This window comes from Ensifer sp. B1-9 (assembly GCF_050474445.1).
Lineage (GTDB): Bacteria > Pseudomonadota > Alphaproteobacteria > Rhizobiales > Rhizobiaceae > Ensifer.
The window spans coordinates 93,072-106,111 of the sequence record NZ_JBCHVG010000017.1; the positions used below are offsets into that span (position 1 = coordinate 93,072).

The following is a 13,040-nucleotide window of genomic DNA, read 5'->3' on the forward strand; positions in this document are numbered from 1 at the left end:
CGCGAGCACTTCGATGGCTGCAGGCAAATGGAGACGCCAACGATGACCGACGCGAAATCCAGCCTCGGCGATATCCTCAAGGATATTCGCAACCGCAATCGCTGGACCTTGGCCGAAGTCAGTTCCATGACCGGGCTTGCTGTCTCGACCCTCTCCAAGGTCGAGAACAACCAGATGCAGCTCACCTACGACCGGTTGATCCAGCTTGCCCAGGGCCTGAAGGTCGACATCGTCGAGCTTTTCGGGACCACGGCGGGCGGGGAAGATGCTCCCAACATGCTTGGCCGGCGCACCTATACCAAGTCCGGCGACGGGCGGGAGATCATCACCCAGAACTACGATTATCTCTATGTCTGTACGGAGATCTCGAAGAAGTCGATGGTGCCTATTCTGGCGGTGGCGCGGGCACGCACGCTCGAGGAGTTCGGCCCGCTTATCCGGCACAAGGGCGAGGAATTCTTCTACGTTATCGACGGCGAACTGGAGCTTCACACGGAGATCTATGCCCCCCTGCGGCTCAAGAAGGGCGATTCCTGCTACTTCGACGCAATGATGGGGCACGCCTATCTGAGTGTCAGTGAAGAGCCGGCGCAGATCCTGTGCGTTTGCTCGACCCCGGAAACCGAGCTGGTGTCCACGCTGGCAAATGCGCAGACGATCAAGCTCAAAAGCTGATCGAAACTAAAAAACGAATACGATAAGAAAAAATATTGCACTTAGGAAAATCGTTTCCTAGTCTAGCACTGCGGTAGGTGCCGGGAGGGCATCGCACGCCGCAGTTCTGGGGAGGACTACGAGATGAACGGTTCCAAGTGGAAATCGATCGGCATTGCCTTGCTTCTGGCATCGACGCCGCTTTCCGGCGCGATGGCCGCGCAGGACGTGTTGGTGCTGGCGCGCGCGGAAGATCCGCCGACGGCCGATCCGGGCATTGAGATCAGCAACAGCGGCTACACGCTCACTTATGCCGCCTATGAAAGGCTCGTCGCCTACAAGGGCGCCTCGACTGAAGTCGGGCCGGAACTCGCCGAAAGCTGGACCGCCGACGATGCCGGCCTCGTCTGGACCTTCAAGATTGCGGCCGGTCACAAGTTCGATGACGGCTCGCCGGTCGATGCGGCGGCCGTCAAGTTCAGCTTCGATCGGCTGATGAAGCTGAAGGCCGGCCCCTCCGATGCGTTTCCGGTGCTGAAGGAGGTCGAGGTCGTCGATCCGCAGACCGTGAGATTTCACCTGACGGCGCCGTTTGCGCCCTTTATCTCGACGCTTGCCGTCTCCGGTGCCGCGATCATCAATCCCAAGGTGATCGAGCATGAGAAGGACGGCGACATGGCGAAGGCCTGGCTCGCCGAACATTCGGCCGGCAGCGGCCCCTACCGCATCGCCTCCTGGGAGCGCAACCAGAGCATCGTTCTCGACCGCAACGAACACTATGCCGGAAGCCAGCCGGCACTGAAGCAGGTGGTCATCCGCATCGTCGGCGATGTCTCGGCCCGCCGCCTGCAACTGACCAACGGCGATGCCGACATCATCGAACAGATTCCGCTCGATCAGGCCGAAGCGCTGCAGAAGGATGCCTCCGTCGTCGTCGAGAGCAATCCGAGCATGTATGTGAACTACATCTACATGAACAACCGCCAGCCGCCGCTCGACGACGCCAAGGTGCGTCAGGCGATTTCCTATGCGGTCGACTATCAGGGCATCATCGACGGCATCATGCTCGGCCAGGCCAAGCAGATGCGCGGCGCGGTGCCGAGCGGCATGTGGGGACACGACCCGCAAGGCTTCCAGTACACATACGACATCGAGAAGGCCAAGGCGCTGCTTGCCGAATCCGGCAAGGGCGACATTCGGTTGACCTACACCTTCTCGCAGGCCGATCCGGCCTGGGAGCCGGTCGGCCTTGCACTGCAGGCCTCGCTTGCGGAAATCGGCATCAAGCTCGATCTGCAGGCAGTCGCCGACACGACCAAGCGCGAACTGGTCGCCAACGGCAAGTTCGATATGGCGCCGGGCGCGTGGACGCCTGACTTTGCCGACCCCTACATGTTCATGAACTACTGGTTCGACGCCGACAAAATGGGTGGGCCGGGCAACCGTTCCTTCTACGCCAACAGCAAGGTGACTGCGCTCGTCAAGGAAGCCGGATCCATCGTCGACGAGGAGAAGCGCAAGGCGCTTTACATCGAAGCGCAGAAGCTCTCGACCGATGACGCGCCCTATCTCTACATCATGGAGAAGAACGACATCTTCGCCCGCCGCGCCGCCGTCAAGGGCTATGTCTACAATCCCATGCTGATCCAGGTCTACAACTTCGCAACGATGTCGAAAACGGAATGAGGCATAGGGCCAAGCCGCGCCTTGGCCAACCTCATGTCACGGAACGCCTGCCGCCGGTCACAGCGCCCGTGCCGGCAGGGGTTCATCGTTTCCCAAGCTAGGCCGGGTTTTCCCTGCCGGAAGGGCTGGCATCCATGGCAATCACCCGCATCATACTTCCGCGTCTGATCCTGCTGCTTTTCGTGGTGCTGGGGGTCGCGGTCATCACCTTCACGATCTCGCACCTCATTCCCGGCGATCCCGCGCGCATGATTGCGGGTGACCGGGCAAGTGCTGAAACGCTGGAAAACGTCAGGCGCAACCTCGGTCTCGACCGGCCGGTCGTCGAGCAGTTCACCATCTATATCGGCAATCTCCTGCAAGGCGATCTCGGCACGTCGCTCCGCACCAATCGCCCGGTTGCAGCCGACATCCGCACCTTCCTGCCGGCGACGCTGGAGCTGGGAACGGTAGCGCTCTTCATCGCGATCTGTCTCGGCGTACCGCTCGGCGTGCTCTCGGCCGTCTACAAGGATGGCCCGATCGACCAGATCGCGCGCACGGTCTCCGTCTGTGGCATCTCGATGCCGGTCTTCTGGTTCGGGCTGATCCTGATTTACGTCTTCTACGCCAAGTTCCAGATCCTGCCCGGCAGCGGACGGCTGGCGATGGGCATCGTAGCACCCGAACGCATCACCGGCTTCCTGCACATCGACTCGCTGTTGCAGGGCCGTTTCGATGCCTTTGGCAGTGCCCTCTACCACATCATCTTGCCGGGCTTCGTGTTGGCCTTTGCCAATATGGGCGTGATCACCCGCCAGATCCGCGCCTCGATGCTCGACGTGCTGCAGGAAGATTACATCCGAACGGCGCGCGCCAGCGGCCTGCGCAAGGGCATGATCATCTTCAATTATGCGCTCAGAAACGCGCTCATCCCTTCGATCACGCTGCTGGGGCTGGCGCTGGGCGATCTTCTCTATGGTGCGGTGCTGACCGAGACTATCTTTGCCTGGCCGGGCATGGGCACCTATGTCGTGACCTCCATTCAGACGCTCGATTTCCCCGCCATCATGGGCTTCACCATCGTCGCATCTGTCGGCTATGTGCTGATCAACCTCCTGGTCGATCTCGCCTATATGCTCGCCGATCCACAGATCAGGGAGGTCTGACCATGACCGCCGTCATGCCGACAGAACCCGCCGCAACAAATGCAGCAATGCGCCGGACCAAGTCTCTCTCCGAGCGGCTGCGTTATCTCTGGTACCTCAGCCGCCGCAGCCCGCTGACCCTGGTCGGCGTCGCGATCATCCTCGTCGTTCTCGTCATGATCGTCGCGGCACCGGTCATCGCGCCCTACAATCCGGACAAGGTGTCCCTGACGGCGCGCCTGTTGCCGCCGAGCGCCGCGCACTGGTTCGGCACCGACGAAGTCGGGCGTGACCTGTTCTCCCGCGTGATCTACGGGGCAAGGGCGTCGTGTGGCGCCGCCTTCATGATCGTCCTGATTTCAACAGCGATCGGAGTGTTGATCGGCTGTTTTTCCGGCGTGGTCGGCGGACGGGTCGACACCGCCATCATGCGGCTGATGGATGTCGTACTCGCCCTGCCGGCGCTGGTGCTGGCCATGGCGCTGGCCGCGGCCCTTGGCCCGAGCCTGTTCAATTCCATGCTGGCGGTGGCGATCGTTCGAATTCCCGCCTATGTGCGCCTCGCCCGCGGCCAGACGCTTTCGCTGCGCGAGCAGGTCTTCGTGAAGGCGGCGCGCACCTACGGCGCCTCCCCCTTCTATATTCTGCGCTGGCATCTCCTGCCGAATGCAATGTCGCCGATCATCGTCCAGGCGACGCTCGATCTCGGCGGCGTCGTGCTGATCGCGGCCGCCCTCAGTTTCATCGGCCTCGGTGCCCAGCCGCCGACCGCCGAATGGGGCGCGCTCGTCAGCAGTGGTCGCAGCTACATGCTCGATCAATGGTGGTACGCGACCTTTCCGGGGCTGGCGATCCTGATCACGGCCATGGGGTGCAATCTCGTTGGTGACGGCATTCGCGACATGCTCGACCCGCGCTTGAGGGGCAGATGATGACGGGCACGGCAGAACCACGCGGCCAGGCGCTGGCCATCAACAATCTGTCGCTGGAGTTTCCTACCTTCAGCGGCGCCGTCAGGGCGCTCGACAATGTGTCGATCAACGTCGGAAAGGCCGAGATCGTCGGTATCGTCGGCGAGTCTGGCTGCGGCAAGTCGGTGACGACAATGGCCGCAACCGGCCTGCTGCCCAAGGGGCGCTACAGGATCACCGCCGGATCCGTCAGGCTCTTTGGCCACAGCACGCTTTCCATGGACGACAGTCAGTTGCAGGACCTGCGCGGCAAGGTGGTCTCGACCATTTTCCAGGAACCGATGAACGCACTGAACCCGACGATCCGCATCGGCAGGCAACTGACCGACGTCATCATGCGTCACGAGGAAGTGGGCCCGACTGAGGCCAGGCGCATCGCCCGCGACATTCTTGCCGACATGCTGATCGGCGAGCCCGAGCGGGTGATGAACCTCTATCCGTTCGAGCTCTCCGGCGGCATGCGGCAACGGGTGCTGATCGCCATGGCGTTTTCCTGCAATCCCGGCCTGATCATCGCCGACGAGCCGACGACCGCGCTCGATGTCACAGTCCAGGCGGTGATCCTTAGGCTCATCCAGAACCGCGCGCGCCGGACGGGCACCGCCGTCATCTTCATCTCACACAATGTCGCCGTCGTGTCGCAGCTCTGCGACCGGCTCTACGTGATGTATGCCGGGAGGATCGTGGAGCACGGCGCCACCCGCACCGTGCTCGAAACACCGCAGCATCCCTACACCCAGGCGCTGCTGCGCTGCCTGCCGGAGCGGGTGGCACCGAAACAGGAACTCGAGGCGATTCCCGGTGCCGTGCCGAACCTCCTGCATCCGCCCGCGGGTTGCTATTTCCAGCCGCGCTGCAAGGAGGCGGTCGAACAATGTCGATCCAAGACCCCGCAGTTGGCGGGAACCGACGGCCAGCAGGTGGCCTGCTGGCAGCGCGGCGTAGCAGTGGAACTGGCCGGACAGGGGAGCCGCCAATGACGGAAGGCGTTGATACGTTCACGCGGCCGGTGCTCGAAGTCTTCGATCTCCACGTCCGCTTCCCGGCGTCCCGCAACTGGCTCGGCCGCCCCACCTCCCATGTGCATGCCGTCAACGGAGTGACCTTGACGGTTCGCGCCGGGCGGAGCCTCGGCATTGTCGGCGAGTCCGGCTGCGGCAAGAGCACGCTCGCCCAGGCGATCATCGGACTTGCGCCTTACGAAGTGGGCAAGGTCAAGATCGACGGCGAGGATTTTCAGGCGGCTCAAGGCAAGCAGAAGCGCGTCTTGCGGCAAAAGATGCAGATCGTCTTTCAGGACCCGCAGTCCTCGCTAGACCGGCGCCTGCCGGTCTGGCGGCTGATCAGCGAACCGCTGCATGTTCGCGGCGGCCACACGAGGGCCGAGCTGTATGAGAAGGCGGAGGAACTGGCCGTCGCCGTCGGGCTCCGGCCAGAACATCTCGATCGGCTGCCACACGAGTTTTCCGGTGGCCAGCGCCAGCGCATCGCCATCGCCCGCGCGATCAGCACCGACCCGGACCTCATGGTTCTGGACGAGCCGACATCGGCGCTCGACGTGTCGGTGCAGGCGCAGATCATCAACCTGCTCCTGAAGCTGCAGCGAGAGCGCGGGCTGACCTATCTCCTGATCTCGCATGACGTCGCGCTGGTGCGCCATTTTTGTGACGACGTCGCGGTGATGTATCTCGGCCAGATCGTCGAATCCGGCCCGGCCGAAGAGGTCCTGCGCAATCCCTGCCATCCCTATACCCAGACGCTTTTGGCGGCGGCGCCGAGTTTCGAAAGCCCGCTGCCGGACATCGCCCAGGTACGGGCAGGCGAACTGCCCAACAACCGCAGCCTGCCGGATGGCTGCTTCTACAGGCAGAGATGCGACAGGATCAGTGGCGGCTGCGAGGTGGGGCAGGCCCTGCGGCGCCTGGCCGACAACACACGCCAAGTAAGGTGCCATCTGGCGCAGACATGAAAGCGCAGGCGCCGTGGCACATCCTGGCCGCTGGTAGCCACCGGAGCGGTGCCGCATCGCCGTCTATGCCGTTTGATGCGCCGTGCGCACATTTTGAGAAATATAATTTTCTTATAGGAAAAATAATTTGATTGATATTTCCGACTGTGTAAATTTGTAGCCGCCGCCTTTGGGCGGAGCTTGCCAATCGGGGGCGCTTCTTCGCGACTCCGCCGCTTGCCGGAGATGAGATTGACTGACTCAACGTTGATCGCCGCCTTCCGTCGACCGAACGCGGCCGACCTGCCGACGCCCTATGTCGAACTCGATGAAATCAGGCTGATGTCCAATCTGCGCGGCATGCAGGCGCGGGCCGATGCCTCGGGTGTCACGCTGCGCCCGCACATCAAGACCCACAAGAGCCTTGCGATCGCCCGCCGCCAGCTCGATCTCGGTGCGGTGGGCGTGACCGCTTCCAAGCCTGAGGAAGCGCTGGTTTTCGTCGAGGCGGGGGTCCCGTCGCTGACACTTGCCTATCCGATCGTCCGGCCCGAAAAGATCGACCGGCTGGTGGCAAGCGCCAAGGCGCGCGGAACCGAACTGCTGCTGATCGCGGCGCATGAAACGGGCGTTGACGCCATCGCAGCCGCAGCCGCGGCACTTGGCGTTCGCCTTGGCGTTTTTCTCAAGGTGGACGTCGGTCTCGGCCGCGTCGGCGTCAAGCCGCAGGATCCGGCAGCCCTTGCGCTGGCGAAGAGGATCGACCGCCATCCCCACCTGGCCTTTGCCGGCCTGCTCTCCCATGCCGGTCACGCCTACGGCAGCAAGAGCGCGGAGGAACTCGCAAACATCGCATCGGCGGAGGCACGCGATCTTCTCGAACTGGCCGGGCGTTTGCGGCAAGCCGGAATCGACGTGCCGAGAATTTCGGTCGGCGCGACGCCGACCTGCCTCGGCGCTCCCATTCCTGAGGGCGTCACGGAGATCCGCCCGGGCAACTACGCCTTTCTCGACCGCACGGCGCTTCGCCTCGGTATCGCCACGCCGGACGATCTTTCGCTTTCGGTGGTCGCGACCGTCGTCGCCCACAACGATAGCCATTTCATCGTCGACGCCGGCTCCAAATCGCTCTCGTCCGACCTCGGCGCGCATGGCTCCGGCGGCAGCGGCTTCGGTATCGCGGTCTGTGCCGACGATTGCGCGCAGGCGTCCTGGGAGGTCGAGCGGCTTTCCGAGGAACACGGCTTTGTCCGTTTTGCAGACGCGCCACCCGCCATCGGCAGCCGCGTCCGCATCTTTCCCAACCATTCCTGCGCGGTCGTCGCGCAATTCGACAACGTCACCCTGCGGCCATCGGACGGGGGCGCTGTGACGCTGCGGGTCGATGCCCGGGGACGCCAGACGTAAGCCGCACGCCGCCCGTGCGGCGGCGAACAGATTTTGGTTCGATGAAATGAAAGAGAATTGGACATGACGAAGGAAGTCGAATGGGCGCGCATGACCGCGCCGAGCCTGCGCGAAATTGCCGGCAAGCCGGGCGCGCTGGCAATCCTGCCGATCGGCTCGCTGGAGCAGCATGGGCCGCACCTGCCGGTCATCACCGACACGGCGAGCGCATCGGCAGCCGCGATCCGCGCTGCCCGGCTGGTTGCCGATGACATTCCGGTTGCCGTTCTGCCGGGCTTGTGGACCGGCATGAGCGAGCATCACCTGCCCTTCGGCGGCACGATCACGCTCGACTACGATACGCTGAGCCGCCTCATCCGCTGCATCGTCCGCTCGCTGAAGACGCTCGGCTTCCAGCGCCTGTTCATCGTCAACGGTCATGGCGGCAACATGGACCCGCTGGCGGTTGCCGTGCGCGAGTTGGCGGTCGAGTTCGCCATGCCGATTGTCGCCACGACGCCATGGATGTTGGCACCGGAGGAAGCATCAAAGATCTTCGAGGTTGATACCGGCGCCCACCACGCCTGCGAAGGCGAGGCCTCGGTCATGCTGGCGATCGTGCCGGACGCGGTGAAGACCGAGATGTTCGGCCAGGCCTTCGGCAATCAGCAGCACCCCGTCGACGTGCCTGCGGACGTGTCGCGCTTCTATTCCTTCTCCGAGCGCGCGCCGGTCACCGGCACCTGGGGCGATCCGCGCAGCGCAACGGCTGAAAAGGGAGAACGCTTCCTCGACCTGCAGGCAGGTGAACTCGTCAAGCTCATCCGCAACGACGTGCTCTGGACTGCGCCGGATCCCGTCTGGGCGCCCGGTCGCGGGCTCGGCACGACGGCCGGCAGGGCCGACTGATCTTTCCGGCACGCCATCTGCCGGTCCATCGCATTCCTTTAGGGAGAACACACCAATGAACCTGAAATTCGCGCCTACACGCAAGATCCTTGTCTCGCTCTTCGCTGCAACCGTGCTTTCGGGAGCAGCACTGACACCGGCCATGGCAAAGACGCTCGTCTATTGCTCCGAGGGTGCGCCGGAAGGCTTCGACGCCGCCCTTTATTCGGCCAACAGCACTTGGGACGCGTCGGCCGAGACGGTCTATGACCGCCTCACCGAATTCGAGCCGGGCACCACCAATGTCGTGCCCGGCCTTGCCGAAAGCTGGACCATTTCCGCCGACAATCTCGAATATACGCTGAAGCTGCGCCAGAGTGTGAAGTTCCAGACGACGGACGATTTTACGCCGACGCGCGATTTCAACGCTGATGACGTGCTCTTTACCTTCAATCGCCAGCTGGACAAGGATGATCCGTGGCACAGCTATTTTGCCGGCGCGAACTGGGAAATGTTCAACGCGATGGAGATGCCGGCGGCGATCAAAGAGATCGTCAAGGTCGATGACCGGACCGTCAAATTCGTCCTGAACCAGCCGGATGCGTCGCTGCCGTCGAAGCTCGCGCTGAATTTCGGCTCGATCGTTTCGAAGGAATATGCCGACAAGCTGGCGGCGGAAGGGCGGCGCGAGGACCTCGACCGCAAGCCGGTCGGCACCGGGCCGTTCCGCTTTGTCGACTACCAGCAGGACGCGGCAATCCGCTTTGCCGCCAACGCCGACTATTGGGATGGCGCGCCGAAGATCGACAATCTCATCTTTGCGATTACCACCGACCCGACGACCCGCATGCAGAAGCTTCAGGCAGGCGAATGCCATGTCGCTCCCTATCCGGCACCGGCTGATATCGCAGGGCTGAAGGCCAATCCGGACCTCAACGTTCTCGAGCAGCCCGGCCTCAACGTTTCCTATCTGGCGATGAACACCCTGGTCGCGCCGTTCGATAAGCTGGAGGTCCGCCGCGCCATCAACATGGCGATTGACCGGAAGGCGATCGTCGATTCCGTTTATCAGGGCATGGGCCAGCTCGCCCAGAGCGTGCTGCCGCCGACGATGTGGGGCTATAACGGCAGTATCGATGGATACAGCTATGATCCGGAGGCGGCAAAGAAGCTCCTCGACGAGGCAGGCGTCAAAGATCTAAGCATGAAGATCTGGGCGATGCCGGTCAGCCGCCCGTACATGCCGAACGCACGCCGTACGGCGGAACTGATGCAGGCGGATCTCGCCAAGGTCGGCATCAAGGTCGAAATTGTCTCCTACGAGTGGGGTGAATACCTCAAGAAGTCGCGCGACAAGGCGCGCGATGGCGCCATCATCCTCGGCGGCACGAGCGACAACGGCGACCCGGACAACCTGCTCAGCTACTTCTTCAGCTGCGCCGGCGTCGGCGGCAGCAACAATGCCAACTGGTGCTACAAGCCGCTCGACGAGATCTTCCAGAAGGCGCGGATGAGCGCGGATCAGAGTGAGCGGACGAAGCTTTACGAGGAGGCGCAGGCGATCATCAGCGAGCAGGCGCCCTGGGTTCCGATCGCCCATTCCACCGTCGTGCTGCCGATGTCAAAGAAGGTGAAGAACTACGTGATGGAGCCTCTGGGTTCGCATCGCTTCGACAAGGTCGACATCGAGGAGTAGCCACGCGACCCGCGCCGGGTCTGTTTGCGGGCTCTCAGGCGGTGCTCGTCCGGTCCCGTCCGGGGAGCTGAAGTTCTCAGGCTTCAGTTCCCCGCGGAGAGCGGATGAACGGCCGCGACAATTCCCGTCTGGCGGCGGCCGTTTCCGAGGGTTCGAAGATGAGATTGTGCGCCGGCGTCTTGCCGGCGAGCATGCGGACACGGCAGCCGGCGCCGGACACGACGCCCTCTTCATTGATCTCGTGCGCGATCCCCACCGGACCAACGCCGATCGCAGCCGCTGGCTACCCGTTGGTGCAGCCTGCCGGTTTGCTGAGCAGCAGCCGTATACTGAATATCGGAGCGGTTGGCGGCGCGAGATGATGGCAAGCGGGCTTGTCAGCCCGTCGCTTTGATCAGGAAACGGCTCGCTGCTGTCGCCTCCGTGGTGCCGCAGCCGCCGCCGGCCCGCTAGAGCTTGGCCGAGACCGACGTCGCCGCTTCGCGAATGGTCTGCATCAACAGCGAGAGGGCGAGCGTCGGCGCCGCGTCGGCGCGCATGGTCAGGCCGACCGGTCCCTTCGTTTCGCTGGTGTCGATCGGCAGGATCGCGATCGTGCCGTCGTCGACATCGGCTGCGACGACGCCGGCGGAGATGATCCAGATCGCATCGCTCGCCCGCACGAAAGCACGACCGAAGGCGTCGGACACGGTATCTATCTGGTTCGGCAGGCTGGCGATGCCGTTGGTGATCAGGAAGCGTTCGACGAAGGGGCGGATGATCGACGCGCGCGTCGGCATCAGCACCGGGAAATCCGCGAGCCGTGCAAATGTGGAATGCGCGCCCGCAAGCAGGGGATGGCCAGCCCTGACGGCAAAGACCACCTGTTCGGAATAAAGATGCTCGAAGGAAAAACCGGTCATCTTGTCCGGCGCCGCAAGCCGCCCGACGACGAGGTCGAGATCGCCGACGCGCAACTGTTCGAGAAGCACGGCGTTTTCGCCGGTGACGATCTTGATGCGCGCACCGGTATCCTCTTTGAGGAAGAGCGTCATGGCGTGCGGCATGATCCGTGTCGAGACCGTCGGTAACGCCCCGACCCGGACCGGTACCCCGTCGCCAGCGCGCTCCTGCGAAACGGAATCGAGCCCTTGCCGCAGCGCGGTCAGTGCCGCACCGGCGTGGCGCAGGAATACCTCGCCGTAACGTGTTATCTTGATGCCGCGCCCATCGCGCTCGAAAACCGCGACGCCAAGCACCTCTTCGAGTTCGCGGATCGTCTTGGTCACGGCCGGCTGGCTGACATGCAGCAGTTCGGCCGCCTTCATCACGCTCTTCTGCCGGGAGACCTCGACAAAAGTCTGCAGATGGCGAAACTTGACCCGGGCGTCGAGCATGGAATTCATAACCCTCAAGTTAATGAAAGGCCATGAAATATCATTTTACCTAACCAGATTAAATATCCAATTTGGTGACGGAGGAGAGAGCCCGTGCAGTTTGCCCGCATCAACGACATCACGATTCACTACCAGGTGATCGGCGCGACCGGCGACCGGCCGGTGCTGGTTTTTGCCAATTCGCTCGGCACGGATTTTCGCATCTGGCGCGACGTCGTCGTTCGGCTCGCGGGGGACTACGCCATTGTCCTCTATGACAAGCGGGGCCATGGCCTTTCGGATATCGGGCCGACGCCCTATGCGATCGAGGATCATGCCAACGACCTTGCCGGTCTGCTCGACATGCTTTCGGTCAAGCAGGCGATCGTCTGCGGCCTCTCCGTCGGTGGCCTGGTTGCGCAGTCGCTCTACCGGCGCCGGCCCGATCTCGTGCGTGCGCTGGTTCTTTGCGACACGGCGCACAAGATCGGTACCGCCGAGATGTGGGCGGCGCGCATCGCCGCCATCGAGGAACATGGTATCGAAGGGATCGCCGACAGTGTGCTCGAACGCTGGTTCACGTCGGCCTTCCGCCGGCCGGAAAACACCGCCTATGCCGGCTATCGCAACATGCTGGTGCGCCAGCCGGTGACCGGATACTTGGCCACTTGTGCCGCCATCCGCGACGCCGACTATACGGAGGCCGCCGCTCGCATCGCGGTGCCGACGCTCTGCGTCGTCGGCGAACAGGACGGTTCGACGCCGCCGGATGTCGTGCTCGCCACAGCCCGCCTCATTCCCGGTGCACGATACGAAGTCATTCGCGATGCAGGTCATATTCCCTGCGTCGAAAACCCGGAGGCGCTGACCGCGGTGCTGCGCGCCTTCTTCGAAATCGCAATGCATGGAGACAAGACCCATGAATGACGCCTCTGCGCCCTCCGATCGCTATCGCCAGGGCATGGCCACGCGCCGGGCCGTGCTTGGCGACAATCACGTGGATCGGACGCAGTCGGTTTCCACCGAGTTCGATCGCCCCTTTCAGGAACTGATCACCGAGGCGGCCTGGGGCCATGTCTGGTCGCGTCCGACTTGGACGAAGCGCGAGCGCTCGATCGTAACGATCGCGCTGCTCGCTGCGCTCGGCCAGGATGACGAGGTGGCGATGCATGTGCGGGCGACGAGTAATACGGGCGCAAGCCGCGAGGATATCTGCGAAGCGCTGCTGCATGTGGCGATCTATGCCGGCGTGCCGGCGGCCAATCACGCAATCAAGATCGCCAAGCAGGTCTTTGCCGAGATCGATGCCGGCAAGGCGGCCTGACGGGA

At 63.2% G+C, this 13,040-nt stretch carries 13 protein-coding genes; 11 read left to right on the forward strand and 2 right to left on the reverse strand.

Annotated elements, in window-relative coordinates; all coding sequences use genetic code 11:
• The first annotated feature begins 42 nt into the window (after window positions 1-42).
• From ACQ5BM_RS28465 to ACQ5BM_RS28505, 9 genes are all read left to right on the forward strand, one after another.
• Complete coding sequence (locus ACQ5BM_RS28465) at window positions 43-675, forward strand: helix-turn-helix domain-containing protein (RefSeq protein WP_429818528.1); 633 nt, start codon at window positions 43-45, stop codon at window positions 673-675.
• Between the two features lie 123 nt (window positions 676-798).
• The gene (locus ACQ5BM_RS28470; RefSeq protein ID WP_429818531.1) at window positions 799-2,340 is read left to right on the forward strand and encodes an ABC transporter substrate-binding protein; all 1,542 of its coding nucleotides are present in this window, start codon (window positions 799-801) and stop codon (window positions 2,338-2,340) included.
• A 134-nt stretch (window positions 2,341-2,474) separates the two neighbouring features.
• Window positions 2,475-3,488 (forward strand): ABC transporter permease, encoded by a 1,014-nt coding sequence (locus ACQ5BM_RS28475; protein WP_429818533.1) that lies wholly within the window; start codon window positions 2,475-2,477, stop codon window positions 3,486-3,488.
• A 2-nt stretch (window positions 3,489-3,490) separates the two neighbouring features.
• A complete protein-coding gene (ddpC, locus tag ACQ5BM_RS28480; RefSeq protein WP_429818536.1) occupies window positions 3,491-4,399 on the forward strand; it encodes a D,D-dipeptide ABC transporter permease in 909 nt (302 codons plus the stop codon).
• Entirely contained in the window at window positions 4,399-5,418 is a 1,020-nt protein-coding gene (locus ACQ5BM_RS28485) for an ABC transporter ATP-binding protein (protein ID WP_429818539.1), read from the forward strand. Before ddpC ends, ACQ5BM_RS28485 begins: the two co-directional genes overlap by 1 nt.
• Window positions 5,415-6,407, forward strand: coding sequence for an oligopeptide/dipeptide ABC transporter ATP-binding protein (locus ACQ5BM_RS28490; RefSeq protein ID WP_429818541.1), 993 nt, complete (start codon window positions 5,415-5,417; stop codon window positions 6,405-6,407). Before ACQ5BM_RS28485 ends, ACQ5BM_RS28490 begins: the two co-directional genes overlap by 4 nt.
• Window positions 6,408-6,632: 225 nt before the next feature.
• Window positions 6,633-7,793 carry an alanine racemase gene (locus ACQ5BM_RS28495; RefSeq protein ID WP_429818543.1) on the forward strand — a complete coding sequence of 387 codons (1,161 nt, stop codon included), beginning with the start codon at window positions 6,633-6,635 and terminating at the stop codon, window positions 7,791-7,793.
• A 63-nt stretch (window positions 7,794-7,856) separates the two neighbouring features.
• Window positions 7,857-8,681 carry a creatininase family protein gene (locus tag ACQ5BM_RS28500; RefSeq protein WP_429818545.1) on the forward strand — a complete coding sequence of 275 codons (825 nt, stop codon included), beginning with the start codon at window positions 7,857-7,859 and terminating at the stop codon, window positions 8,679-8,681.
• A gap of 55 nt (window positions 8,682-8,736) precedes the next feature.
• Window positions 8,737-10,356 (forward strand): ABC transporter substrate-binding protein, encoded by a 1,620-nt coding sequence (locus ACQ5BM_RS28505; RefSeq protein ID WP_429818548.1) that lies wholly within the window; start codon window positions 8,737-8,739, stop codon window positions 10,354-10,356.
• 76 nt (window positions 10,357-10,432) lie between these two features.
• Here the strand turns inward: ACQ5BM_RS28505 and ACQ5BM_RS28510 are convergent, their stop codons facing one another.
• Window positions 10,433-10,612 (reverse strand): hypothetical protein, encoded by a 180-nt coding sequence (locus tag ACQ5BM_RS28510; RefSeq protein WP_429818550.1) that lies wholly within the window; start codon window positions 10,610-10,612, stop codon window positions 10,433-10,435.
• 193 nt (window positions 10,613-10,805) lie between these two features.
• A complete protein-coding gene (pcaQ, locus tag ACQ5BM_RS28515) occupies window positions 10,806-11,732 on the reverse strand; it encodes a pca operon transcription factor PcaQ (RefSeq protein ID WP_429818685.1) in 927 nt (308 codons plus the stop codon).
• A gap of 93 nt (window positions 11,733-11,825) precedes the next feature.
• On the opposite strand from pcaQ, the gene pcaD reads away from it, so the two are divergent.
• Window positions 11,826-12,638: a 3-oxoadipate enol-lactonase gene (gene pcaD / locus ACQ5BM_RS28520; protein WP_429818552.1), complete on the forward strand. Its 813-nt coding sequence runs from the start codon at window positions 11,826-11,828 to the stop codon at window positions 12,636-12,638.
• A complete protein-coding gene (gene pcaC / locus ACQ5BM_RS28525) occupies window positions 12,631-13,035 on the forward strand; it encodes a 4-carboxymuconolactone decarboxylase (protein WP_334196943.1) in 405 nt (134 codons plus the stop codon). The genes pcaD and pcaC overlap by 8 nt, the downstream gene beginning before the upstream one ends.
• The last annotated feature ends 5 nt before the right edge of the window (window positions 13,036-13,040 follow it).